At 56.2% G+C, this 25508-nt stretch carries 23 protein-coding genes; 16 read left to right on the plus strand and 7 right to left on the minus strand.

What is annotated here, in order from left to right; all coding sequences use genetic code 11:
* Positions 1 to 54: 54 nt before the first annotated feature.
* The 3 genes from araH to KTJ90_RS10260 form a co-directional block, all read right to left on the minus strand.
* On the minus strand, positions 55 to 1038 hold the full coding sequence (gene araH, locus KTJ90_RS10250) for an L-arabinose ABC transporter permease AraH (RefSeq protein WP_003853439.1): 984 nt from the start codon (positions 1036 to 1038) through the stop codon (positions 55 to 57).
* A gap of 12 nt (positions 1039 to 1050) precedes the next feature.
* Positions 1051 to 2571: an L-arabinose ABC transporter ATP-binding protein AraG gene (gene araG / locus KTJ90_RS10255; RefSeq protein WP_003853438.1), complete on the minus strand. Its 1521-nt coding sequence runs from the start codon at positions 2569 to 2571 to the stop codon at positions 1051 to 1053.
* A 99-nt stretch (positions 2572 to 2670) separates the two neighbouring features.
* Complete coding sequence (locus KTJ90_RS10260) at positions 2671 to 3654, minus strand: arabinose ABC transporter substrate-binding protein (RefSeq protein WP_003853437.1); 984 nt, start codon at positions 3652 to 3654, stop codon at positions 2671 to 2673.
* Between the two features lie 365 nt (positions 3655 to 4019).
* Between KTJ90_RS10260 and KTJ90_RS10265 the strand changes: the two genes are divergently transcribed.
* The 3 genes from KTJ90_RS10265 (at position 4020) to KTJ90_RS10275 (ending at position 8482) form a co-directional block, all read left to right on the plus strand.
* The gene (locus KTJ90_RS10265; protein WP_154926210.1) at positions 4020 to 5723 is read left to right on the plus strand and encodes a ribulokinase; all 1704 of its coding nucleotides are present in this window, start codon (positions 4020 to 4022) and stop codon (positions 5721 to 5723) included.
* A gap of 203 nt (positions 5724 to 5926) precedes the next feature.
* Positions 5927 to 7426 (plus strand): L-arabinose isomerase, encoded by a 1500-nt coding sequence (gene araA, locus KTJ90_RS10270; protein ID WP_499024446.1) that lies wholly within the window; start codon positions 5927 to 5929, stop codon positions 7424 to 7426.
* A 588-nt stretch (positions 7427 to 8014) separates the two neighbouring features.
* A complete protein-coding gene (locus tag KTJ90_RS10275; protein ID WP_499024449.1) occupies positions 8015 to 8482 on the plus strand; it encodes a GNAT family N-acetyltransferase in 468 nt (155 codons plus the stop codon).
* Between the two features lie 43 nt (positions 8483 to 8525).
* Here KTJ90_RS10275 and yjfF read toward each other — a convergent pair whose 3' ends face one another.
* From yjfF to ytfQ, 4 genes are all read right to left on the minus strand, one after another.
* Positions 8526 to 9512 (minus strand): galactofuranose ABC transporter, permease protein YjfF, encoded by a 987-nt coding sequence (yjfF, locus tag KTJ90_RS10280; protein WP_003853433.1) that lies wholly within the window; start codon positions 9510 to 9512, stop codon positions 8526 to 8528.
* Entirely contained in the window at positions 9509 to 10525 is a 1017-nt protein-coding gene (ytfT, locus tag KTJ90_RS10285; protein WP_008926230.1) for a galactofuranose ABC transporter, ATP-binding protein YtfT, read from the minus strand. The genes yjfF and ytfT overlap by 4 nt, the downstream gene beginning before the upstream one ends.
* Complete coding sequence (locus KTJ90_RS10290; RefSeq protein ID WP_003853431.1) at positions 10518 to 12038, minus strand: sugar ABC transporter ATP-binding protein; 1521 nt, start codon at positions 12036 to 12038, stop codon at positions 10518 to 10520. The genes ytfT and KTJ90_RS10290 overlap by 8 nt, the downstream gene beginning before the upstream one ends.
* 76 nt (positions 12039 to 12114) lie before the next feature.
* Positions 12115 to 13071: a galactofuranose ABC transporter, galactofuranose-binding protein YtfQ gene (gene ytfQ, locus KTJ90_RS10295; RefSeq protein WP_008926228.1), complete on the minus strand. Its 957-nt coding sequence runs from the start codon at positions 13069 to 13071 to the stop codon at positions 12115 to 12117.
* Positions 13072 to 13287: 216 nt separating this feature from the next.
* Here ytfQ and KTJ90_RS10300 point away from each other — a divergent pair, with 216 nt between their 5' ends.
* From KTJ90_RS10300 to KTJ90_RS10360, 13 genes are all read left to right on the plus strand, one after another.
* The gene (locus KTJ90_RS10300) at positions 13288 to 13467 is read left to right on the plus strand and encodes a hypothetical protein (protein ID WP_140033476.1); all 180 of its coding nucleotides are present in this window, start codon (positions 13288 to 13290) and stop codon (positions 13465 to 13467) included.
* 291 nt (positions 13468 to 13758) lie between these two features.
* Complete coding sequence (gene ydgT / locus KTJ90_RS10305) at positions 13759 to 13974, plus strand: transcription modulator YdgT (protein ID WP_003853427.1); 216 nt, start codon at positions 13759 to 13761, stop codon at positions 13972 to 13974.
* A 110-nt stretch (positions 13975 to 14084) separates the two neighbouring features.
* Entirely contained in the window at positions 14085 to 14528 is a 444-nt protein-coding gene (locus KTJ90_RS10310; RefSeq protein ID WP_003853425.1) for a DUF2569 domain-containing protein, read from the plus strand.
* A 123-nt stretch (positions 14529 to 14651) separates the two neighbouring features.
* On the plus strand, positions 14652 to 15233 hold the full coding sequence (rsxA, locus tag KTJ90_RS10315; RefSeq protein ID WP_003853423.1) for an electron transport complex subunit RsxA: 582 nt from the start codon (positions 14652 to 14654) through the stop codon (positions 15231 to 15233).
* Entirely contained in the window at positions 15233 to 15811 is a 579-nt protein-coding gene (gene rsxB, locus KTJ90_RS10320; protein ID WP_008926226.1) for an electron transport complex subunit RsxB, read from the plus strand. Before rsxA ends, rsxB begins: the two co-directional genes overlap by 1 nt.
* Positions 15804 to 18647 carry an electron transport complex subunit RsxC gene (gene rsxC / locus KTJ90_RS10325; protein ID WP_499024454.1) on the plus strand — a complete coding sequence of 948 codons (2844 nt, stop codon included), beginning with the start codon at positions 15804 to 15806 and terminating at the stop codon, positions 18645 to 18647. The genes rsxB and rsxC overlap by 8 nt, the downstream gene beginning before the upstream one ends.
* Positions 18648 to 19706, plus strand: coding sequence for an electron transport complex subunit RsxD (rsxD, locus tag KTJ90_RS10330; RefSeq protein ID WP_039660307.1), 1059 nt, complete (start codon positions 18648 to 18650; stop codon positions 19704 to 19706). It begins immediately after the preceding gene.
* A 3-nt stretch (positions 19707 to 19709) separates the two neighbouring features.
* Positions 19710 to 20342, plus strand: a complete 633-nt coding sequence (gene rsxG, locus KTJ90_RS10335) for an electron transport complex subunit RsxG (RefSeq protein ID WP_003849005.1) — start codon at positions 19710 to 19712, stop codon at positions 20340 to 20342.
* Positions 20335 to 21039 (plus strand): electron transport complex subunit E, encoded by a 705-nt coding sequence (locus KTJ90_RS10340; protein ID WP_078804367.1) that lies wholly within the window; start codon positions 20335 to 20337, stop codon positions 21037 to 21039. The genes rsxG and KTJ90_RS10340 overlap by 8 nt, the downstream gene beginning before the upstream one ends.
* Positions 21036 to 21668: an endonuclease III gene (gene nth, locus KTJ90_RS10345; RefSeq protein WP_003849001.1), complete on the plus strand. Its 633-nt coding sequence runs from the start codon at positions 21036 to 21038 to the stop codon at positions 21666 to 21668. Before KTJ90_RS10340 ends, nth begins: the two co-directional genes overlap by 4 nt.
* Before the next feature lie 206 nt (positions 21669 to 21874).
* Positions 21875 to 22594: an HPP family protein gene (locus KTJ90_RS10350; RefSeq protein ID WP_187512646.1), complete on the plus strand. Its 720-nt coding sequence runs from the start codon at positions 21875 to 21877 to the stop codon at positions 22592 to 22594.
* Between the two features lie 234 nt (positions 22595 to 22828).
* Positions 22829 to 24172 (plus strand): MFS transporter, encoded by a 1344-nt coding sequence (locus tag KTJ90_RS10355; RefSeq protein ID WP_003848999.1) that lies wholly within the window; start codon positions 22829 to 22831, stop codon positions 24170 to 24172.
* Positions 24150 to 25493: a glucarate dehydratase family protein gene (locus KTJ90_RS10360; RefSeq protein ID WP_499024463.1), complete on the plus strand. Its 1344-nt coding sequence runs from the start codon at positions 24150 to 24152 to the stop codon at positions 25491 to 25493. The genes KTJ90_RS10355 and KTJ90_RS10360 overlap by 23 nt, the downstream gene beginning before the upstream one ends.
* Positions 25494 to 25508 lie beyond the last annotated feature (15 nt).

Raw genomic sequence — 25508 nt, forward strand, 5'->3', positions numbered from 1 at the left:
TTGTTCGGATAGCCTGCAGACACCTCTGCGTCCGCAGGCCAACGGCTCGCTCAATCAGGCTTTTTTCTGTTTGTAACGGTCAAAAATCACCGCAGCTAACAGTATCAGACCGCGCACCACATACTGTGAGAATGGCGAGATATTCAATAAATTCATCGCATTCTCTACCGTGCCGAGGATCAATACCCCCGCCACCACGTAAGAGATCTTACCGATGCCGCCCTTCAGTGAAACACCACCCAGTACGCAGGCAGAAATCACCACCAGTTCATAGCCGATGGAGGTCATCGGCTGGCCGCTGGTCATACGTGACGCCAGAATAATGCCCGCCGCCGCAGAGACCAGGCCGGAGAGGATAAAGATGATGATACGGGTGCGCACTACCGGTACACCCGCCAGGCGCGCCGCCTCTTCATTGCCACCAATCGCGAGCGTATTACGACCAAAGGTGGTTTTGTTGAGCAGGAAGCCGAAGATCACCATGGTGGCCAGAGTCAGCCAGATCGGCGCGGGCACACCCAGCCAGTTGGCAAAGCCCAGTTCAAAGAAGCGCTCATCTTCAATACCAACGGCTTTACCGTCAGAGAAGATATAAGCCAGGCCGCGTACGATCTGCATCGTCGCCAGCGTGGTGATCAGGGCATTGATCTTCAGTCGCGCAATCACAAAGCCGTTGATAAAGCCGGTGATCATGCCGAGCACCAGTCCGGCACCCACACCAATCCACAGGCTTTCCGTCATATTGATGACCACGGCGGTGACGACCCCCGCACAGGCGATGACGGAAGCGACCGACAGGTCAAAATCACCGGAGGCCAGACAGAACAGCATGCCGCAGGCGACCATGCCGGACATCGACATCGCCAGCCCTAAGCCTTTCATATTGATAAACGAGCCGAAGTTCGGCACAAAAATCGCACAGACAATAAACAGCAGTGCAAATACCACCAGCATGCCGAAGTTGTCCCAGATGCGACCTAACTGCAGGCCGCCGCGTGAAGCGGGCTGCGGTGTATTTGAGGTCGTAGATGAAGCCATGATGATCTCCTGTCAGGCCACGGCGGCCGCTTGAGTGGTTTTGGGCATCGCCAGGCTCAGCGTCTGCTGCTCCGTGGCGTCGTCGTGCAGCAGTTCACCGGCAATGGCACCTTCACGCATCACAACGATGCGATCGGCCAGGCCCATCACTTCCGGTAAATCGCTCGAGGCGAACAGCACCGCAATGCCCCGGTTCGCCAGCTGATAAATCAGGTTATAAATTTCATGTTTGGCACCGACATCGATGCCGCGCGTTGGCTCATCCAGCAGGATCACTTTCATATCCTCAGAGAGCCAGCGTCCCAGGATCGCTTTCTGCTGATTACCGCCAGAAAGGTTCATGATCAGCTGATCGGCGCTGGGCGTTTTAATATTCAGCGAGCGGATATGGCTGTCGGCGTTCTTGTTTTCCCAGCCGTTTTTTATCAGGCAACCGGCAGTCAGGTTGTGACGGCGGGCGCTGATGTTGATGTTGTCGCGCACCGAGTGCACCGGAATAATGCCCTCAGCTTTACGATCTTCCGGGCAGAGCATGATGCCGGCACGAATGGCGTCAATCGGCTCACGCAGCGGCAGTGGCTTGCCGTCCAGGATGACCTGACCGCCACGCAAACGCGTGCCGCCGAACAGGCCCTTCAGCAGTTCACTGCGTCCGGCACCGACCAGTCCAAACAGTCCAACGATTTCACCGGCATGGACTTTCAGTGAAATTGGCGTACGCACGCCCTTCGCTTCAACCTTGTCCAGCTCCAGCCGCACTTCCCCTTTGGGACGCGGTGAGTAGCCATAGATATCACCCAGGTTGCGCCCAACCATCGCCTGCACCAGATCGTCGTGATGGGTGTTCGCCATGTCAGTAAATGTCCGCACGTAGCGGCCATCTTTAAACACGGTGATGGCATCGCTAAGGGCGAAAATCTCTTCCATACGGTGAGACACGTAGAGCACCACCCGGCCCTCCTCGCGGAGCTGGCGAATGACGCGGAACAGGTTGTCGATTTCACGCGCCGACAGGGAGCTGGTTGGCTCATCAAAGGCGATAATACGTGCGTTGCGCGCCAGCGCTTTGGCAATCTCCACCATCTGCCACTGGCCCAGTGACAGGTATTTCAGCGGCATATCGGGATCGATATCCATGCCGAGATTTTTCAGCTGTACGCCCGCCTCAAAACGCATCAGCTTACGGTTGACCAGTCCATGTTTGTGCGGAATCTGACCGAGATAGATGTTCTCCGCCACGCTCATTTCCGGCACCAGATGCAGTTCCTGGTAAATAATGGCGACGCCCGCGTCCAGTGCATCCGTCGTGCGCTGAAAACTCATCGGCTTGCCTTTAATACGAATCTCACCGCCGCTCGGCTGATAACTGCCGCTGAGTATTTTTAACAGCGTCGATTTGCCTGCGCCGTTCTCGCCCATCAGAGCGTGAACTTCACCGCCACGGCAGTCGAAGGAGATATCCTGCAACGCTTTCACGCCAGGGAAAGTTTTACTGATGCCATGAAACGACAGAAATGCTGAATCAGTGTTCATGTTAATCCTCACTCTTTCGCGCCACCGGCCGGTTATGGCGGGCGACGCGAAATGGGCTATTAAGGATGCCGGGCAACGAACAGCCCGGCAGGCTCGGAGTTACATCAGTCCTTTTTTCGCCAGTTCAGTTTTGAAGTTGTCACGGGTGATCAGCACCACATCAGTAACTTCGGTGAATTTAGGTGGCTCTTCACCTTTGCTGACCCAGTTGTAGAGCATCTGGCTGCTTTTGTAGCCGTGGATATCCGGGCTTGGCAGCAGCGAACCGTAGAAGCCGGTCGCCTTGTCTTTCGACAGTTCGCTGATGGCATCGACGCCGTTGATGCCGATACCGATGACGTCAGCCGCTTTAAAGCCCTGACCTTCAGTCGCACGTACGCCGCCCAGCACGGTGTTGTCGTTCATGCCGACAATCAGCCAGTGTTTGACTTCAGGATGCTGCACCAGCAGGGAGTTACCGGCATCAAACGCGCCAGGGATGTCGTTAGATTTGGTTGGGACCTGGTAGATCTGGGCTGCCGGGAAGCCAGCGGCTTTGATCGCGTCCATTGAGCCGCCAGTACGACGACGAGCGGTGTCGAGTTCGTTGGCGGTAATGGCCATCACGCCGGTGGTTTTCACATCCCAGCCGCGTTTCTGCATCTCTTTATAAAGCTCCTGACCCTGACGCTCACCAATTTTAGTGGCCGCCATCATCACCAGTGGCACGGTATCCATTGGCTTGCCTTTGGCGGTGACGAACTGATCATCCACTGCGATGACTTTCAGGCCGTAGCCGCGCGCTTTTGCCATGATGGCGGAACCGAGTTTTGGATCGGGCGTACAGATGACAAAACCTTTTGCGCCGTTCGCCGCCAGGCTGTCGATGGCATTCAGGGTTTTTTCACCATCCGGCACGGCAATTTTGATGACATCAAAGCCAAGATCTTTGCCCGCTTTATCGGCGAATTTCCATTCAGTCTGGAACCAGGGTTCTTCTGGTTGCTTGACTAAAAAACCCAGCTTCATGGTCTCGGCGATAGCGGATTGTGACATAACCGCTGCCAGGCCGATGGCCGCGAATGCTTTAGTGAATTTATGCATGATGCTCTCCGGTACCAGGTTATTTTTCGCTGCTAATAACGAATCGGTGTAAACGCTACCAGTAAGTTTTGTTTTGTGGGTACAGCCATAAATCAGTGCGTTAGGCTGGCATGTGCTGACAGAGTGTCCAGACGCTGGGCTAGTTTTAGCGGTATTAGCGAAGAAAAATGTAGAGCGGTATCACATCTTAAAATCACGGCAAAATCATCCATATATTCAGCAAATTTAACCGGCCCTTAACTTATGCAATGGATCACAAAATCACTGCCGATGACAGAAAAGTGCATATTGTCAGCCAGCCATGACTAACTGATTTGGCGCACCGAACCCAGGATAAAGGCGTTAACTAACTACAGGAGATTCCGATGCGTGCTGGAGCCATCACCCTTGGGCTGGACTTTGGTAGTGATTCGGTGCGTGCGCTGGCCGTGGATTGTCATAGCGGCAAAGAGCTGCAGAGTGCGGTGTTCAGCTATCCGCGCTGGCAACAGGGCTTATACAGCGATCCGCACACCAACCGTTTTCGCCACCATCCACAGGATTATATTGACGCTATGGAGCAGGCGCTGCTCGGCGTTCTGAATGCACTGAGTGAAGATCAGCGCAACGCCGTGGTCGGCATTGGCGTTGACAGCACCGGTTCTACCCCGGCGCCTATTGACCGCGACGGCAACGTGCTGGCGCTGCGTCCGGAGTTCGCTGAGAACCCCAACGCGATGTTCGTGTTGTGGAAAGATCACACGGCTATAGAAGAAGCGGAAGAGATTAATCAGCTTTGCCACAGTGGCCGCTTCCAGGATTACAGCCGCTATATCGGCGGCATTTATTCTTCGGAGTGGTTCTGGGCGAAGATTCTGCACGTGTCGCGTGAAGATTCGGCTGTGCGCGAAGCCGCCGTCTCCTGGGTGGAGCTGTGCGACTGGGTGCCCGCCCTGTTAAGCGGCACCACCGCACCAGATAAGCTGCGTCGCGGCCGTTGTGCCGCCGGACATAAAGCGTTGTGGCACGGCGACTGGAACGGCCTGCCCGATGTCGATTTCCTGAATGCGCTCGACCCGCTGTTAACGCAGCAGCTCGACTCCCCGCTGTTCACTGACACCTGGACCGCTGATATGCCGGTGGGCACCCTCAGCCCGGAATGGGCGCAGCGTCTTGGTCTGACGCAGACCGTGACGCTTTCCGGTGGCGCGTTTGACTGTCACATGGGCGCGGTCGGCGGCGGAGCTAAACCTTATACGCTGGTAAAAGTCATCGGCACCTCAACCTGCGACATTCTGATTGCTGACGCAGAAAAGGTCGGCGATCGCGATATCAAGGGCATCTGTGGTCAGGTTGATGGCAGCGTGGTACCTGGCGCTATCGGACTGGAGGCGGGTCAGTCTGCCTTTGGTGATATCTACGCCTGGTTCAGCCGTTTGCTGGGCTGGCCATTACAGCTGGCGGCGCAGCAGCATCCGGAACTGAAGCCTCAGCTGGCTGAGATGCAAAAAACGCTGATTAAGGATTTAACCGAGGCCTGGGCTGCCAATCCGCAGCTCGATCACCTGCCGGTGGTACTGGACTGGTTTAACGGGCGCCGCACACCGAATGCAAATCAGCGTCTGAAAGGGGTGATTACCGACCTGAATCTGGGCACTGATGCCCCTGCATTGTTTGGTGGTCTGGTCGCAGCAACCGCGTTTGGCGCGCGCGCCATTATGGAGTGCTTCGAGCAGCAGCAGATCCCGGTCGAGAGCATTCTGACTCTCGGCGGCATCGCGCGAAAATCTCCGGCGATTATGCAGGCCTGCTGCGATGTGATGAATCGGCCACTGGATATCGTCGCCTCTGACGAGTGCTGTGCATTGGGTGCGGCCATTTTCGCCGCCGTTGCCGCCGGTGTTCACGCCAGCGTCCCGGATGCTCAGCAGGTCATGGCCAGTCCGATTGCCGTGACGCTGCAGCCCGATCCGGCGCGCGTTGCCCGCTATCAACAACTGTATCAACGCTATCAACAATGGTGCGTGACGGCTGAACCGCAATACGCCGCCCGCCCCGCTTCCGCGACGAGCCTCTCCCAACAGGCGTAATTGTTGCAGGCAGTCTGGACACGGACAGTGCGGAGCAACCGGAGCGTAGAGGGCGTACGTGAGGATTACTCGCTGCGCTCGCCCCTTCAGGGCCGCCCTGACGGGCGTTCAGGTTGCTAAAGCAGCCTGTGTGAGCGCTGCCCAGGTTCGGAATGACAAATAAAATAGCCTATCAGGTAGGCGCTAAGTGAAGGAGTGGTTTTATGGAACAGTCAAACAATTACAGCGTGTGGTTTGTTATCGGCACGCAGCATCTCTATGGGGCGGAAACGTTACGCCAGGTTGAACAGAATGCACGTCAGGTCGTCGAGGGTTTAAATCAGGCCGGTTTACCACTGCGTCTGGAGCTGAAACCGCTGGTGAAGTCACCGGATGAAGCGCTGGCCCTGTGTCGCGATGCTAATTATGACAAGCAGTGCGTTGGGCTCATTACCTGGCTGCACACTTTCTCCCCGGCCAAAATGTGGATCGGCGGCCTGAGCGTACTGAATAAGCCGCTGCTGCAATTCCATACCCAGTTCAATGCCGAGATCCCGTGGGACAGCATGGACATGGACTTTATGAACCTGAACCAGACCGCACATGGCGGCCGTGAGTTCGGTTTCATCGGCGCGCGCATGGGTCTGCAGCACAGCGTGGTGACCGGTCACTGGAAAGACAGCGCCAGCCAGCAGCGCCTGGGCAACTGGATGCGTGCAGCACTGGCTAAACAGGCCAGCCAGCAGCTGAAAGTCGCTCGCTTTGGCGACAACATGCGTGAAGTGGCCGTAACCGAAGGCGATAAAGTCGCCGCGCAGATTCAGTTCGGCTATTCAGTGAATGGCTGGGGCGTTGGCGATCTGGTTGAGGTGATCAATGGCGTCAGCGATGGCGACGTGAATGCGCTGATCGACGAATATGAAAGTCTTTATCGCTTTACCGATGTCGCCGCATCTGGCGGTGAGAAACGTCAGAACGTGCTGGATGCTGCACGCATCGAACTCGGTCTGAAGCGTTTTCTGGAAGCAGAAGGTTGCCACGCCTTTACTACTAACTTCCAGACGCTGCACGGCATGACGCAGTTGCCCGGTCTGGCGGTTCAGCGTCTGATGGGTCAGGGTTATGGCTTCGCCGGCGAAGGCGACTGGAAAACCGCTGCCCTGCTGCGCATCTTCAAAGTGCTGGCCGGTGACCGCAAAGGTGGCACCTCCTTTATGGAGGATTACACCTATCACTTCTCACCAGGCAACGATTTAGTGCTTGGCTCGCACATGCTGGAAGTCTGCCCGTCAATTGCCATTGAAGAGAAACCCTTAATCGATGTGCAGTTCCTGGGCATTGGTGATAAAGCCGATCCGGCGCGTATGATTTTCTCCACCCCAGCGGGCCGTGCGGTTAACGCCAGCGTGATCGATATGGGCGACCGTTTCCGTCTGCTGGTTAACGTGGTGGATGCTATCGAACAGCCGAAACCGCTGCCGAAGTTGCCGGTTGCGCGCGCACTGTGGAAAGCGCAGCCATCACTGGCGACCGCCTCTGAAGCATGGATTCTGGGCGGCGGTGCACACCATACGGTGTTCAGCCAGGCGCTGACGCTGGAGGATATGTATCTGTACGGTGAGATGAACGATATTGAAGTGCTGGTGATTGATGAGCACACCACCTTGCCTGCGTTTAAAGACGCGCTGCGCTGGAACGAAGCGTACTACCGTCTGAAACGTTAATAAGTGATTAAACGGCGCTTTAGGGGTTCTGAAAAGAAATCGGTTCAGGATCGATAAAGCGCCGTTTGTTTGCAGGTTCGTGCTATTCAGTCGGGAATGGCGGGCGTTCCGTAAAGTCTCCGTAAATACATCCCTGTAGGCTCGGCCGCCGCGTCCCTGCGGCGGACGCTTTACTCCACTGCCCGCCATCCCCTCCTTAATTTTGCATTTTTGCGAATATTCAAAAGCTCAGCATGTAATAAAAGCCCTTACTGCGAAAGTCCCATTTCGCTGCAACTGTGCACTCCATTCTTTCAATCTCGCACTGTCCATTACAGCAATGATCAAGCCCAACCGGGAAGGAATGGTATGCCTGAAGAGCAAAGCGTCCGCGCCAGGGATGGCGCGGCCGATCCGCATGGATGCGGGAATCCTTTGCGATCAGGCCTACCTTTCCTGACCTTACACCTGAATCCCATAGCGATTGTTTTCCCGGTAATACATGAGAGCACCGGTCTCTTTGCTAAAACTCAACTCTTTCATCATCTTGCACTTTCCCCCACCAGCCTGTATTGCTTGTAGACTGACAAAACGAAGGTAACCAGCGCCATGCAAGTTGTCGATCTGAACCAACATCCCGACTACGCCAGACAAACAGCACAACTGCTGCACACTGAATGGTCACATCATCCAGCCTGGTCACATCAACCCACCATCCTTGCGCATTTACACCAAAGGAACCAGACAGGCTCGGCGGAATTTACCCTTGTTGCCACGCCGGATGGCGAAACGGTCATCGCGACCTGTAGCGTCATCCGCTATGAACTGGACGACATCCCGGCAAGAGAATACTGGATGGGTGAAGTGGTGACGGACAAAAAATTTCGCGGTCAGGGCGTAGCAAAAGCGTTGATCCAGCAGGTAATTGCGCGGGCCAGACAAAAGCGAATTAGTGAACTCTGGCTCTATACTCCCGATCAGCAGGCGTACTATCAGCGTTCAGGATGGCAGGCGGTGGAACAGCGGCACATAGCGGGAGAAGAAGTCACGGTGATGGTCCTGCATCTGGCGCAGTAAAAGGCGGCTCCTGAGAGCCGCCATTAACCGGGATACGCAATACTCAGGTTGGGATGCGTTTAACCGGTGCGTTCTGCTGACGATCCCAGATCACCGTCAGTAACCGCTGCAGCGCGATAAACGCAAACAGCAGAATCCCGATGGCGATCTTGGTCCACCACGAACTCAGCGTGCCGTCAAAATTAATCCACGTCTGAATCAGCCCCTGAATCAACACACCAAACAGCGTACCCAGCACCGTACCGACACCACCCGACAACAACGTGCCGCCAATCACCACCGATGCAATCGCATCCAGCTCCACACCCAACCCGGCCAGCGCATAACCTGCCGAGGTATAGATCGAGAACACGATGCCAGCCAGCGTCGCCAGCGTGGTGGAAAGCATATAAATCTTAATGGTGGTCGCACGGGTTGAAACACCCATCAGCTGTGCGGAGGTCAGATTCCCGCCAATAGCATAAACCCGATTACCAAAGCGCGTGCGGTGCGCCAGAATAATCCCGCCAATCACCACCACCAGCATAATCACGGCCAGCAGGCTCAGACGCCCACCACCCGGCACTTTCCACGCCAGACTGGAAAGCATGGTATAAAGCGGATGATCGATAGGAATCGAGTTCTCAGACACCAGATAAGAACAGCCACGCAGGAAAAACATTCCTGCCAGCGTAATAATAAACGCCGGGATCTTAAGCGCATCGATCAGCCAGCCCATCATGGCACCAAACAGCGCGCCCATTGACAGAATCAACGCAAAGGCCAGCAGCGGATCGACATGGAAATCACCAATTGCCCGCGCCAGAAAAACACCGGTAAAAGCAATCACTGCGCCGACCGACAGATCGATACCGCCAGATAAAATCACAAAAGTCATGCCGACGGCGATAATGCCAAGGAACGCGTTATCGGTCAGGATATTGCAAATTACCCGGGTAGAAGCAAAGCCCGGAAACTGACTCAGACAAAACAGATAACCCGCCACAAACACCAGCAAGGTAATCATCAGCGGAAGATGACGTTTAATCATGTCGGACGCCTCCGTTTTAACATCGCAATAAATCGCGGTGACTGCAGTAACAACACGCACATCACCACCACCGCTTTCACCACCTGATTCAGCTCAGGCGGGAAGCCGGAGAGCAGAATCCCGGTATTCATCGACTGAATAATCAGCGCACCAATCAGCGACAGCACCAGATTAAAACGGCCACCCATCAGGGATGCACCGCCTATCACCACGGCGAGAATCGCGTCCAGCTCCAGCCACAAACCGGCGTTATTGGCATCTGCACCGCGAATATCCGCCGCGACGATGAGCCCGGCCACTGCCGCACAGACGCCACTGATCGCGTAGGTGGACATCACCACCAGCCAGCCCGTCACACCCGCATTGCGGGCAGCGCGCAGGTTAATCCCCACCGCTTCGATAAACAGACCCAGCGCGGTTTTGCGCGTCAGCAGCCAGACGGCCAGCGCGACCACCAGCGTGATCCAGACCGGCACCGGCAACATCCACAGCGAGCCGTTACCAAACCAGCCAAGACTGTCACTGTCGAACGTCACAATCTGACCCTGGGTAATCAGCTGAGCAATACCTCGCCCGGCAACCATCAGAATCAGCGTCGCAACAAATGGCTGAATACGCAGCAGCGCCACCAGCACCCCGTTCCACAAACCACAGGCTAAACCGGTTGCCAGCGTGCAGAGAATAATAAACGGCACACCGTGCCCGGCGACGGTCAGTGTGGCGGCCGTTGCGCCCGCTATCGCCATCACCGCCCCTACGGAAAGATCGATGCCGCCAGTCGCGATCACCAGCGTCATCCCTATCGCCAGCAGGGCAACCGGTGCCGCACGGTTAAGAATATCGATCGGACTGCCGAACAGACGGCCATCCTGCAGATGCACTGCAAAAAAGTTATTGGCCACCAGACTGTCGATTAACAGCACCAACAGCAGCGCGGCGATTTGCGGCATCCCCGGCGGGAGTTTCAGCTTACGACGTGGCGTTTTTTCAGATGTCATAGGTGACTCAAGCATGTTTTGCCCCTCCGTCCGCGATAGCATTCACGATCGACGCCACCGAAAGCTGCTCCAGCGGAATTTCTGCCACCTGCTTCAGATCGCGCATGATCAGCACCCGATCGGCATAACCGACCAGCTCTTCGAGTTCAGAGGAGATCACCAGCAGCGCCAGACCATCGGCGCAAAGGGATTCGATTAAACGGATAATCTCGGCGTGCGCACCCACATCAATACCGCGTGTCGGCTCGTCGAGGATCAAAAACTGCGGTTTGGTCACCAGCCAGCGCGACAGCAACACCTTCTGCTGATTGCCACCCGATAACAGCTCTACCGGCTGCTCAGCGTGCGGCGTGCGAATGCCCAGACTTTTGATGAAACGATCGGCAATCGCCTGCTGCTCGCGTTTTTTAATGGGCCGTAACCAGCCGCGCTGCGCCTGCAATGCCAGAATAATATTTTCGCGCACGGAGGCCGCGCCAATAATCCCGTCTGTCTTACGATCTTCCGGGCAAAACCCCATGCCAAGCTGTGAGGCTTTCGCCGGGTTGGTAATACGCTGCACTTTACCTTTGATCGTCGCGGTTCCACGATCGGCGCGACGAATACCAAACAACACTTCTGCGGTTTCGGTGCGGCCTGAGCCCAGCAGACCCGCCAGTCCCACCACCTCACCGGGACGCACGGCCAGGTTAAAAGGCTCAATGGTGCCCTTTCTGCCGTAATCTTCAAATGACACCACCGGCTGATTGCTGCGCAGCGTGCTGCCCTGACGCTGTAACGCCGTCTCAAGCAGTTCACGTCCTAACATCAGCTTAATCAGTTCAATCTGTGGCAGCGTGGCGGTCTCACGAGTCGCGATAAATTGCCCGTTACGCAGCACGGTAATCCGGTCAGTAATTCGGTACACCTGGTCAAGAAAATGGGTCACAAAGATCAGGCTCATCCCTTTGGCTTTTAACTGCGCCATCAGGGTAAACAGCATCTCGACTTCACTGGCATCCAGACTGGCTGTTGGCTCGTCGAGGATCAGCACCTGAGCAGAAAGGTCGACCGCGCGACAGATAGCAATAATCTGCTGCATTGCCACCGAGTAGTGGCCCAGCGGACGCGTGACATCAAGGGAAAAACCGTAATTTCGCATCAGCGCATCGGCATCACGCACCATCTTCCGACGGTCAATCATGCCAAAACGACGCGGCTCACGCCCTATATAGAGGTTATCTGCCACCGACATGTTCGGCAGCATATTCACTTCCTGATAAACGGTGCCGATACCCATCTCCTGCGCCTGCGCCGTATTGTGCGGTGTAATCGGCTCGCCGTTCAGGGTAATGGTGCCGGCGTCGCGGCTGTAAACACCGGTCAGCACTTTAATCAGCGTGGATTTACCGGCACCGTTCTCGCCCAGCAGCGCCATGATCTCCCCTTTGCGTATATCAAAGGAAACATTATTCAGCGCTTTGACGCCGGGAAAACCTTTGCTAATGCCGCTGATGGATAGCAGCGGTGTTTCATTTTGCGTGGTCATTCTGCTCACTCCGCCTTACGTCATGAAAAACCGCCCCGGAGGGCGGTCTGCGGCTGGTCTTTGACGGGTCGGTGAATCAGTAACCCATACCGTTTTTCTTATCCAGCTCCGCCTGTGCATCAGCAGGCAGGAACAGCTTCGATTCGGTCTTGATCACTTTTGGCGGCAGCGTGCCATCTTTTTTGAATTTTTCCAGCGCATCAAACGCCGGACCCGCCATATTTGGCGTCAGTTCCACGTTGGCGTTAGCCTCACCCGCCAGCATCGCTTTGTAGATATCCGGTACGCCATCAATTGAGCCAGTCAGAATATCTTTGCCCGGTTTCAGACCGGCTTCCTTAATGGCCTGAATGGCACCGATCGCCATGTCATCGTTATGCGCGTAAACCATGCAGATGTTTTTGCCGTTGTTTTCCGCCTTGATAAAGCTCTCCATCACCTCTTTACCTTTACTGCGGGTAAAGTCACCGGACTGAGAACGGATCACTTTAATGTTAGGGTGGTTGCTGATTGCCTCGGCAAAGCCTTTCTTGCGGTCGATTGCCACGCTGGCACCGACCGTGCCCTGCAGTTCGACCACGTTACATTTTTTGTCGCCTACGGTTTTTACCAGCCAGTCGCCAATCAGCTTGCCTTCCAGCACGTTGTCAGCTGTCACCACCGCCTGATAGAGCGATTTGTCTTTCACCACGATGGCGCGATCCAGCAGGTAAACCGGTATTTTGGCATCTTTGGCTTCTTCCAGTACCGGCTCCCAGCCGGTCTGTACCACAGGCGCGATAAAGATGGCATCAACGCCCTGAGCAATGAACGAACGCACGGCTTTGATCTGATTCTCTTGTTTCTGCTGTCCGTCGGCGATTTTCAGGGTGATTCCGCGTTTTTTGGCTTCGCTTTTCGCTACGTTAGTTTCCGCTGAGCGCCAGCCAGATTCTGAACCGACCTGCGAGAAGCCGACCGTCATATCAGCAGCGAGTACCGGGCCGGTTAACGCGGCGCTGACCAGCGTGGTCAGAAGTAAACGTTTCCACATAGTTTTTAATCCTCTGAAAGGCGTTTGCTGTTTAGGGTAGAGAGCCTGCTTAGACTGGACTAAAAAAGCGTGCATAATGGCGACACACTTCACAAAACAGAGCAATTTAAAGGAGTTACGTGCAGAGCGAGCAGTTTTCCAACAGGGGTGTTATGGATAAAATCGCTGAGTAAAATTACAATGCCGGTTAAATAAATGTAATAAACAGAATCGCTTATGTTTAATGCCACTGGAAACGATTACAGGCAGGCGTACAAAATGGGTTATCCGGTTTGCGGTGAACAAAAAATGGGATTTGTGATTGTCCGCACAATCGATGGTGAAGACGAATCAGGCGCGAAACGTTTCTATGGCATTCGTTATTTAACGGTTAAATTTCCTGCGGTTAAAGTGTAATAAATAAGGTATTCATGTGCTGTCAGGGTCAAATGGAATAAAAAATAATATTGTGCTGCTTATTTTTAACGTTTAATTGCCGCAGTAACCCGAACCAGTCAGGCTGACGTAGTAAACTAAGGCGCTGAGTTACCAACATCGTGCATAATCAGAACGAGGAATATGGACTTTTAGTGACTAATAAGGTGATTTTGTCTGATTTTCGGCTTTTTTCACCTGCATGATCTGGACAGACCAAGCCCGCCCCCTATACTGAGCACTCCTTTGTTACTTCTATCTATTATGGCAATGATGACTGCGCACGATTACCTGCTTAAATTCCGCAAAGTAAATAATTCAGACAGTCTGGAAAAGCTTTTCGATCATCTTAATTACTCCCTGACCAATGATCTGGAAATTATCAATATGTACCGGGCTGCCGACCATCGACGCGCTGAACTGGTCTCTGGCGGACGGTTATATGATCTGGGCTGCGTACCAAAAACGGTGTGGCGCTACGTGGTCTGATTTCTCACTGATTTATCGCTTCGTTTACTGCTGACGTTGTCCGGATGGGCGTGCCTCTCTGGACATGTTATTCTGCTGCGCTTTGACTCTCCGAGACAGGAATAACTACGATGAATGAACAGGTTGCTGCGCCGCGCATTGGTGGCTGGCTTTTGCTGCCTCTGGCCTGGCTGATAATGACCCTGTTAACCACCGTTCTGGTGCTGGCGATGTATCTGACTCCCCTGTTTAATCCGGCGTGGCGTGTGGCGCTGTTTTCTCACGGCAGCACCCTCTTCTCATACTGGGCCATTTCCCTGCTTACCGCCGTGGCGGTCTGGGCCTATAGTCTTTGGATCAGCTGGCTGTTCCTGAAGCGCTCCCGACGCCTGCCGCGCCATTATCTGCTCTGGCTGCTGATTACCGTGCTACTGGCGCTGAAAACCTTTGCTTTCACACCCGTCGCTGATAGCCGAGCCCTTCAGACATTACTACTGTCGCTGCTTGCCGCGGCGGTGTTTGTGCCCTATTTCAAACGCTCAGAACGGGTAAAAAAGACCTTTATCGCGCCGTAACGCGGTGAGTTGTGTCAGGAATTTAATTCTGAGTGCGGTCTGCCGCCTTGCGGGTGGCGCGGGTGTTGAGATACGTCGCGCTATCAATGATAATAAGCCGCTTTCTGGCTCCCAGGCGAAAAAATGACCGATTATCTGCTTCTCTTTGTTGGCACCGTGCTGGTGAATAACTTCGTATTAGTGAAGTTTCTCGGCCTTTGTCCTTTTATGGGCGTTTCCAAAAAACTGGAAACGGCAATTGGCATGGGCCTCGCCACGACATTCGTCATCACGCTGGCGTCGATCTGCGCCTGGCTGGTCAATCATCTGATCCTGCTGCCGCTGGATCTGGTCTATCTGCGCACCATGGCGTATATCCTGGTGATCGCTGTTGTCGTGCAGTTCACCGAGATGGTAGTACGTAAGACCAGCCCGTCGCTCTATCGCCTGCTGGGTATTTTTCTGCCGCTAATTACCACCAACTGTGCGGTGCTGGGCGTGCCGCTGCTGAGTGTTAACCTCAACCACACCTTTATGCAGGCTGCGCTGTATGGTTTCAGTGCTTCCATCGGTTTTTCGCTGGTGATGGTCCTGTTCGCCGGTATGCGTGAGCGCCTGGTGCTGGCGAATGTTCCGGCCCCGTTCAAAGGCAACTCCATTGCCCTGATCACTGCGGGCCTGATGGCGCTGGCATTTATGGGCTTCAGCGGTCTGGTGAAATTCTGATGACCGCGATCTGGATTGCTGTTGCCGTATTAAGTGCGCTGAGCCTGGTGTTCGGCGCGCTGCTGGGTTACGCCTCGCGCCGCTTTGAAGTCGAAGAAGATCCTATCGTTGAGCAGATTGATGCCATTCTGCCGCAGAGCCAGTGTGGTCAGTGTGGCTATCCAGGCTGCCGTCCCTATGCGGATGCGGTCGGCAACAACGGCGAAGCGATCAATAAATGCGCGCCAGGCGGCGAGCAGACCATGCTCAAACTGGCTGCGCTGCTTAACGTTGATCCGCAGCCGATTGATGGCGATGAATCGGCGAAAGAGCCGGTGCGCACGGTGGCGTTCATTGACGAAGCCAACTGTATTGGCTGCACCAAATGTATTCAGGCCTGTCCGGTGGATGCGATTGTCGGGGCAACCCGCGCCATGCACACCGTGCTGAGCGATGTCTGTACCGGCTGCGATCTCTGCGTCGCACCCTGCCCGACAGACTGTATTGAAATGCGTCCGGTTGCCACCACACCAGCTAACTGGAAGTGGGATTTGAATACCATTCCTGTACGGGTGATTCCGGTAGATACTCATGCTTAATCTGTTTAACTTCCTGAAAAAAGAGAAGGTCTGGGATTTTCAGGGCGGTATTCATCCGCCGGAAATGAAAACCCAGTCTAACGGTACGCCACTCAGCGAACTGCCGTTGCCACACCGTTTTATTATCCCGCTGAAACAGCATATCGGACATGAAGGTGAGATCTGCGTTGCACCTGGCGACAAGGTGTTGCGCGGTCAGCCCCTGACGTTTGGCACGGGCCGTATGCTGCCGGTCCATGCACCCACTTCTGGTGTCATTGATGATATTGGTCAGCATATGACCGCGCATCCTTCGGGTTTGTCAGAACTGTGTATTTTTCTGACGCCCGACGGCGACGACCGCTGGATACCGCTTGATCCTCTGCCTGACTACCGTCAGCATCCGCGCGCCGACATTGTGCAACGTATTCACGACGCCGGCGTTGCGGGCCTGGGTGGCGCGGGCTTCCCTACCGCCACCAAACTCAAAGGCGGCCTGCGCGGGGTGAAAACCCTGATTATTAATGCGGCCGAGTGCGAGCCCTACATCACCGCGGACGATCGTCTGATGCAGGATTACGCCGCCGAAGTGCTGGAAGGCAGTCGCATTCTCGCATGGGTGTTGCAGGCTGAGCGGGTTTTGATTGGTATTGAAGATAATAAACCAGAGGCGATTGCCGCGCTGAAACAGGCATTGGGTAACGAACGCGATCTGCACATTCGCGTCATCCCGACTAAATACCCTTCTGGCGGCGCAAAGCAGCTGACCCGTATTCTGACCGGCATGGAAGTGCCACACGGCGGACGTTCCACCGATATCGGTGTGCTGATGCAAAACGTTGGCACCGCCTGGGCGGTTAAACGCGCCATAATTAATGGTGAGCCGATTACCGAACGTGTCGTGACGCTGACTGGCGAGTCAATTGCCCAGCCGCGTAACGTCTGGAGTCGTCTCGGCACCCCAATCAGCCATCTCTTGCACCATGTCGGTTTTACACCAGCACCGCGTCAGATGGTGATCATGGGCGGCCCGCTGATGGGCTTTACCCTGACGTCGCTGGATGTGCCGGTGGTGAAGATCACCAACTGTATTCTCGCCCCCTCTCCCAGTGAGATGGGTAACAACGATGAAGAGCAGTCCTGCATTCGCTGTTCCGCCTGCGCCGATGCCTGTCCGGCTAAGCTGCTGCCTCAGCAGCTTTACTGGTTCAGCCAGGGCGGCGATCATGATAAAGCGCGCTCACACCACATTGATGACTGTATTGAATGTGGCGCCTGCGCCTATGTCTGCCCGAGCAATATTCCGCTGGTGCAATATTATCGCCAGGAAAAAGCGGAGCTGCGCGCCATCGATCTGGAAGCGAAACGCACGCTGGAAGCCAAAGCTCGCTTCGAAGCCCGTCAGGCAAGGCTGGAGCGCGAGAAACAGGCCCGTGAAGCGCGTCATGAGGAGGCAAAACAGCGTGTAGCCCGTACCGATACCAGTGAGCTGGCGGCTGCGAAAGCGCGGGTGAAAGCCCGCCAGGCCGCTGAACCGGATGAAGCGACGCTTGAAGCGCAACGTGAAGCCCGTCATGCGCAGGCGCGTCTGCGTCAGGCCGAGGCTCAGGCGGAAACCCAACCAGTAACGCGTCAGACTGTCGATCCGCGCAAAGCCGCGGTTGAAGCGGCCATTGCCCGAGCTAAGGTGAAGAAAGTGTCACCGGTTGATGCGGTGGAGACCGTGGCTGAAGCCAGCGTCGATCCGCGCAAAGCCGCTGTCGAAGCGGCGGTAGCCCGCGCTAAGGCGAAGAAAGCTGCACAGGCTGAAGCCGCGGCTCCGGCTGACACGGCGAACGTTTCTGACGCCGCGCCAGACGCCGCTGCTGAAACTGACCCGCGCAAAGCTGCGGTGCAGGCCGCCATTGCCCGCGCCAAAGCGAAGAAAGCCGCGCAGGCTGAAGCCGCGACTCCGGCTGACACGGCGAACGTTAGTGAAGTCGCGCCAGACGCCGCTGCCGAAACCGACCCGCGCAAAGCTGCGGTGCAGGCCGCGATTGCCCGCGCCAAAGCGAAGAAAGCCGCGCAGGCTGAAGCCGCGGCTCCGGCTGACACGGCGAGCGTTTCTGAAGCCGCGCCAGACGCCGCTGCCGAAACCGACCCGCGTAAAGCTGCGGTACAGGCCGCGATTGCCCGCGCCAAAGCGAAGAAAGCCGCACAGGCTGAAGGCGCGGATGCGGCGACGCCGGCTGACACGGCGAGCGAGTCTGAAGCCGCGCCAGGCGCCGCTGCCGAAACTGACCCGCGCAAAGCTGCGGTGCAGGCCGCCATTGCCCGCGCCAAAGCGAAGAAAGCCGCACAGGCTGAAGGCGTGGATGCGACGACTCCGGCTGACGCGGCGAGCGTTACTGAAGCCGCGCCAGACGCCGCTGCTGAAACCGATCCGCGTAAAGCTGCGGTGCAGGCCGCCATTGCCCGTGTCAAAGCGAAGAAAGCCGCGCAGGCTGAAGATACGGATGCGGCGACTCCGGCTGACACCCCGAGCGTTTCGGAAGCCGCGCCAGACGCCGCTGCCGAAACTGACCCGCGCAAAGCTGCCATTCAGGCGGCGATTGCCCGTGCCAAAGCGAAGAAAGCCGCGCAGGCTGAACATGACGCGGAGATGGCTTCACGCGATGCCGCAGCAGTCGCTACTGCCGCGCATTTTGCGGTGGAGAAAGCTGAAGAGGCGCAGGAGCAGGCAAACAATGCGAATGCTGAACCTGAACAGGCACCTGAACTGAATCAACCCGATGATGCGCGCAAGGCCGCTATTGCTGCCGCCATCGCCCGTGCCAAAGCGCGTAAAGCGCAGTCGTCTAAGACGCTTGAGGATTAAATGGCTTTTCGTATCGCAAGTTCTCCTTACACCCATAACCGCCGCAGCACAGGCAACATCATGCTGCTGGTGGTGCTGGCTGCAGTGCCGGGTTTTGCTGCACAATGTTATTTCTTTGGTTACGGCACCTTTTTGCAGGTCCTGCTTGCGACGCTCACCGCCTGGCTGACCGAGGCGGCCATTCTGCGGCTGCGTAAAGCGCCCGTTGGCAGCACCCTGGCGGATAACTCTGCGTTACTGACTGCTGTGCTGATTGGTATCAGCCTGCCCCCGCTGGCGCCCTGGTGGCTGGTGGTGATCGGTACGCTGTTTGCTGTGGTCATTGCTAAACAGCTTTATGGCGGTCTGGGACAGAACCCGTTTAACCCGGCGATGGTCGGCTATGTGGTGCTGCTGATCTCCTTCCCGGTGCAAATGACCAGCTGGCTGCCGCCTGACACCCTTCAGGCGATCAAACCGGGGCTGATGGACAGTCTTAGCATGGTGTTCAGTGGCCATACGCTGGCGGGCGAAACCATGCAGCAGTTGCAGATGGGAGTGGATGGCATCAGCCAGGCGACGCCGCTTGATACCTTTAAAACCGGTTTACGCGCCGGTCACAGCGCAGAGCATTTGCTGGCCCAGCCGATCTACAGCGGCGTGCTGGCGGGCCTGGGCTGGCAGTGGGTCAATGTCGGATATCTGGTGGGCGGCCTGTTCCTGCTGTGGAAAAGTGCGATTCGCTGGCATATCCCTGCAGCCATGCTGCTGTCACTGGCGTTCTGCGCCACGCTGGGCTGGTTCTTCTCACCGGAATCACTCAACAGTCCGCTGATTCACCTGTTCTCCGGTGCCACCATGCTGGGGGCGTTCTTTATTGCCACCGATCCGGTGACCGCCTCCACCACCAATCGGGGTCGCCTGATCTATGGTGCGCTGATTGGATTGCTGGTCTGGCTGATTCGCAGCTTTGGCGGCTATCCTGATGGCGTGGCATTTGCTGTGCTGTTGGCAAACATCTGCGTGCCGCTCATCGATTACTACACCCAGCCGCGCGTTTACGGCCATCAGAAGGATTAAGCGATGCTGGAGACGATTCGCAAAAATGGTGTGACGCTGGCGATTTTCGCCGCAATTACCACGGCTGCTACTGCAGTAGTTAATACGGTCACTAAACCGACCGTAGAGCATCAGACCCTGCTTCAGCAGAAAAATTTGCTGGATCAGGTGGTGCCTGAAGACCTTTATGACAACAATATTCAGCAGGATTGTTACGTTGTCACAGATGCTGCACTGGGGAATAGCGCCCCGCACCATCTCTTCCTGGCGCGTAAAGGCGGCCAGCCGGTCGCTGCCGCACTGGAGACAACTGCGCCTGACGGCTACTCTGGTGCGATACAGATGCTGGTCGGTGCTGATTTCCAGGGTAAAGTACTGGGCGTGCGGGTGATCGAACACCATGAGACGCCTGGTCTGGGCGATAAGATTGAATTACGCATTTCTGACTGGATCAACAGCTTTAATGGCAAAGTGGTTCATGGTCCGGCGGATAAAGCGTTTGCGGTTAAGAAAGATGGCGGCGACTTCGATCAGTTCACCGGCGCCACCATTACCCCACGCGCGGTGGTCAATGCGACCAAACGCACCGCGCTGTTGATGAAAACGCTTCCGGAGAAACTCTCTTCGTTACCGGCATGTGGAGACGCAAATGAGTGAAGCTAAAAGTCTGCTGGTGGGTGGACTGTGGAAAAACAACTCGGCACTGGTGCAGCTGCTGGGCCTGTGCCCACTGCTGGCGGTTACGGCGACGGCAACGAATGCGCTGGGTTTAGGGCTGGCCACCACGCTGGTGCTGACCCTGACCAACAGTTTTATTTCGGCCTCGCGCCGTTGGGTGCCGTCTGAAATTCGTATCCCGATTTATGTGATGATCATCGCCTCCGTGGTGAGCTGCGTGCAGATGCTGATCAACGCCTACGCCTATGGTCTCTATCAGTCGCTGGGGATTTTTATCCCACTCATTGTCACCAACTGCATTGTGGTTGGTCGCGCTGAAGCGGTCGCCTCTAAAAGCAGCATCCCGCTTGCCGCGCTGGACGGCTTTGCCATCGGCATGGGCGCGACCTGCGCCATGGTGGTGCTGGGTTCGCTGCGTGAAATTATCGGCAGTGGCACACTGTTTAACGGTGCCGATCAGCTGCTCGGCCCATGGGCGAAATCGCTGCGTATCGAAGTGGTCCATTTCGATTCACCGATGCTGCTGGCAATGCTGCCGCCAGGCGCCTTTATCGGCCTCGGCATGATGCTGGCGGGTAAATACCTGATCGATCAGAAGATGAAACAGCGGGCTGCCCTGCGTGCTCAGGCTGCTGAAAACACGGCACCTCAGAACGCCGTCGGGAAGCCGGTGTGAACCAGACTAAACGCACCGAGATTCTTCATCGCCTGCAGCAGAACAATCCGCATCCCACCACCGAGCTGAACTTCAGCTCGCCGTTTGAGCTGCTGATTGCGGTACTGCTGTCGGCGCAGGCGACCGATGTCAGCGTCAACAAAGCCACCGCAAAGCTCTATCCGGTGGCGAATACGCCTGCCGCGATGCTGGCGCTAGGCGTGGATGGCGTAAAGGAATACATCAAGACTATCGGCCTGTTTAACAGCAAAGCGGAAAATGTGATTAAGACCTGCCGCATTCTGCTTGAGCAGCACAACGGAGAAGTGCCGGAAGATCGTGCGGCGCTGGAAGCCCTGCCTGGTGTTGGCCGTAAAACGGCCAATGTAGTGCTGAATACCGCCTTTGGCTGGCCGACAATTGCCGTTGATACTCACATCTTCCGCGTCAGCAACCGGACAAAATTTGCGCCGGGTAAGAATGTGGAAGAGGTGGAGCAGAAGCTGCTGAAGGTGGTTCCGGCTGCCTATAAAGTTGACTGCCACCACTGGCTGATTCTGCATGGCCGTTACACCTGCGTGGCGCGCAAGCCCCGTTGCGGCTCATGCCTGATTGAAGACCTCTGCGAGTATCCCGACAAAGTCGAGTGATTCGCCTGACTAACCCGCTGCGGCGGGTTTTTTATTGTCTGGTTGAACCCTCTGTAACCTTCTTTCCAGTCCGGTTCCCCCTTTTCGCCGCACGCTCTGGCTCGTCTGAATACCTCCACTGTTTGTCGGGTTGTTACATTGAGGTTGATGATGGAAAATCGCCGCCCCTGACGATAAGAAAATGTTATGACACGGTGAGTAAAGTAATGATCAAAGGTTCTTCTGCGGAGAGACATCCGCTGCGCCTGTTTCTGGCACGATTCTGGCCACATCCGCTGACAGTAAGTAAAAAGCATGTGGTGATTGCCGGACTGGGTGCGGGCATTGGCCTGGTACTCACCAGTCTGCTGAGTCACTGGATGCTGGGGGAGCTGAATCTGTGGTTTGTTGCCCCGGTGGGTGCTTCGGCCGTTTTACTCTTTGGTCTGCCCGCCAGTCCGCTGGCGCAGCCGTGGGCCATCGTCGGCGGCAACACCCTGTCCGCGCTGGCGGGCGTCACCGTCAGCCAGCTCATCCCCGATCCGGCGATTGCCTGCGGCGTCGCGGCCTGCGTGGCGATCCTGTTGATGTTTCAACTGCGCTGTCTGCATCCACCCGGCGGCGCAGTCGCGCTAACCGCTATTCTGGGCGGACCTTCCGTGGAGCAACTGGGTTATCAGTTTGTCCTTACGCCGATCATGCTTAACTCACTGACACTGGCGCTGCTTGCATTGCTGTTTAATAATCTGGCCGGTCGCCGCTATCCCCACCCACTGGCGCCACAGGAAGTTAAACCGGAGCCGATCGCGATGCCGGTCTCGCTGACGCGCGCCGATCTGCATCAGGCTTTACAGGGCGGTGAACTGCTGGATATTGATGAAGACGATCTGCAGGAATTGCTGCTGCGAGCCGAAGAGATTGCCGGATGCCGTCAGGTTAACGGCTGAAACCTGCCTGTTGTGGCTGTCGGTCCTCCGCTTTTCTCCTTGCGGAGGCGGGGATGCCGACATTGATCGCTGCCACACTTTTGCTTAGCCGCTGCGCCAGCCATATCCAATAACATATTGATAACACAGCCACCCAGGCCGGACGCCCATCGGGTCCTGGGCGAATGCCCATAGAGCTGCCCTTTTGCGCGCCCTACACTTTGCTCTTCTTTACGTTTCTTACGAGGAAGACCGATGGATAGCGCCTTGTCCCCCCAGCAAGATGAGCTGATCGCCTCCGCCATCAAAAAATTCTTCACCCATATCATCCCCATGCTGGTGGTGATGCTGATCATTAACCAGATCGATCGCGCCAATATTGGCTTTATCAAGGCGGAACTGCGTACCGATGCCGGGATCAGCGCGGCGGCTTTTGGTCTGGGTGCGGGCCTGTTTTTTATCGGCTATGCGCTGTTTGAAGTTCCCAGTAATCTGATGATGAAGCGCTTTGGCGCCCGCGTCTGGCTGACACGCATTATGATTACCTGGGGACTGGTGGTGGTCATGACGGGTTTCGTCACCTCACCCATCCAGTTTTACCTGCTGCGTTTTTTACTCGGCGTGGCTGAAGCAGGTTTCTTTCCCGGCGTACTGTTCTATTTCCGTCAGTGGGTCCCGAATGCCTGGCGCGGCCGGGCCACTGCGATGGTGCTGAGTGCAACTGCGGGCGCCTTCCTCTTCTCCGGGCCAATCACTGGCGCCATTCTGATGATGCACGATTTTTCAGGCATTGCCGGCTGGAAATGGGTGATGTTTCTTGAAGGCGGTGCTTCCGTGCTGGTCGGTATTCTCGCCGCATGGGTACTGGTGTCACGCCCCGGCGACGCACGCTGGCTGAGCGATGCGGAGAAACAGGCCCTGATACAGCAGCTGAATAGTGAAGAGGCACAGCGTGACGAGCTTAACCGCGCGCCCGGTAAAATGTCGCTGTTACGTAATCGCAGCCTGCTGTTCTTCTGCGCGATCTTCTTCACCATGACCATGACAGGCTATACCCTGGTGTTCTGGCTGCCGCAGATTATTCAGCGTATTCAGGGCTTCAGCAGTTTTGGCATCGGCATTCTCACCGCCGTACCCTGGCTTTGCGCCATTATTGCCATCAACCTGCTGAGTCGCTTTTCAGACCGCCACCGCGACAAACTCGATAAAGCGCTGGGCGTCGCCATGCTGGTCGCGGCCTGCGGCACCTTTATGGCTACGCTGGGTTCTCCATGGTTTGGCTTCCTGGCGATGATCGTGGCCTGTATCGGCTCGAAAGTCAGCGCCACCTTTTTCTGGCCGATGCCGCAGGGAGAACTGCCTGCCTCAATTGTTGCGCCTGGGATTGCGCTGGTGAACTCTGTTGGCAACCTTGGCGGCTTCTTCGCACCGACGGTGTTTGGCTATCTGGAGATGAAGACAGGCTCCACCACCGGCGGTCTCTATGCCCTGACCAGCGTCTCGCTGCTGACCGGGCTGTGGCTGCTGCTGCGCCGCAAGCCCTCCCCGCCTTCCCTTGATCCTATGGAGAATCACAATGTCAGACAGTCCAGTCATTAAAACAATGCGGGTGGTGCCTGTCGCCGGATATGACAGCATGCTGCTGAACATTGGCGGCGCGCACAACTGCTATTTTACCCGCATTCTGGTGATCCTGACCGATTCCGCTGGCCGTACCGGCGTCGGCGAAAGTCCCTGCCACGCCTCAACACTGGCGCTGCTGGCGCGCTTTCGTCCGCAGATTGAGGGCAGCGATCTGCTGCGGCTGAATGCCACCGTCGCGACGCTGTTTGCCAGCGACGCACGACACCAGCAGACCGCGCACACCGACGACATTCATATTCCGCAGATGAATCCCGAGAAGTTTTACAACGCCACCGCAGCCATTGAAGCTGCGCTACTTGACCTGCTGGGCCAGCACCTGAATCTGCCGGTTGCCGAGTTACTTGCCAGCGGCAAGCAGCGCGATCGCGTGCCGGTACTTGGCTATCTGTTCTATATCGCCGACCGTAACCTGACCAGCATGGACTATCAGGCGGGCCACGCTGGTGGTGATGCCTGGCTGCAACTGCGTCATGAGAAAGCGATGGATGCGGATAGCGTGGTGCGGCTGGCGGAGGCGGCAGCCGATCGCTATGGCTTCCGGGATTTTAAACTGAAGGGCGGCGTTCATCATGCCGAAGTGGAAGTGGAGACGGTTAACGCCCTGCTGACACGTTTTCCTCAGGCACGGGTAACGGTTGATCCCAATGCCAGCTGGTCGCTGGATGAGGCCATTTATTATGGTAAACAGCTGGCGGGCCGGATTCCCTATCTGGAAGATCCCTGCGGCGCGGAGCAGGGCTATTCCGGCAGGGAAACGCTGGCGGAGTTTAAGCGAGCCACGGGTATTCCGGTCGCCACCAATATGATCGCCAATGACTGGCGACAGTTGCAGCATGCCTTACAGCTTAATGCCATCGACATCCCCCTGGCCGATCCGCATTTCTGGACGATGCGTAATGCACATACCGTGGCGCAGTTGTGCCATGAATGGGGCCTGACAACCGGCTGCCACTCAAACAACCATTTTGATGTATCACTGGCAATGGTGGCGCATCTGGGAGCCGCGGCACCGGGCGACAGACTGACTGCGTTTGATACCCACTGGATCTGGCAGGATGGTCAGCAGCTGACGCAGCATGCGCCGCAGATTCGGGATGGCTTTCTGGAACTGCCTGAGGGGCCAGGATTGGGTATTACCCTGGACATGGCGCTGGTCGAAGCTGCCCATGAACTCTACCACTCGCTACCTGATAAAAACCGAAACGACGCGTTGGGCATGCAGTTTCTGATTGATAACTGGACGTTCAACGCGAAACGACCGGCCCTGTTGCGCTGATGACCGCCATCCTGT

It is taken from the genome of Pantoea jilinensis, from assembly GCF_019104105.1.
GTDB classification, from domain to species: domain Bacteria; phylum Pseudomonadota; class Gammaproteobacteria; order Enterobacterales; family Enterobacteriaceae; genus Pantoea; species Pantoea eucalypti.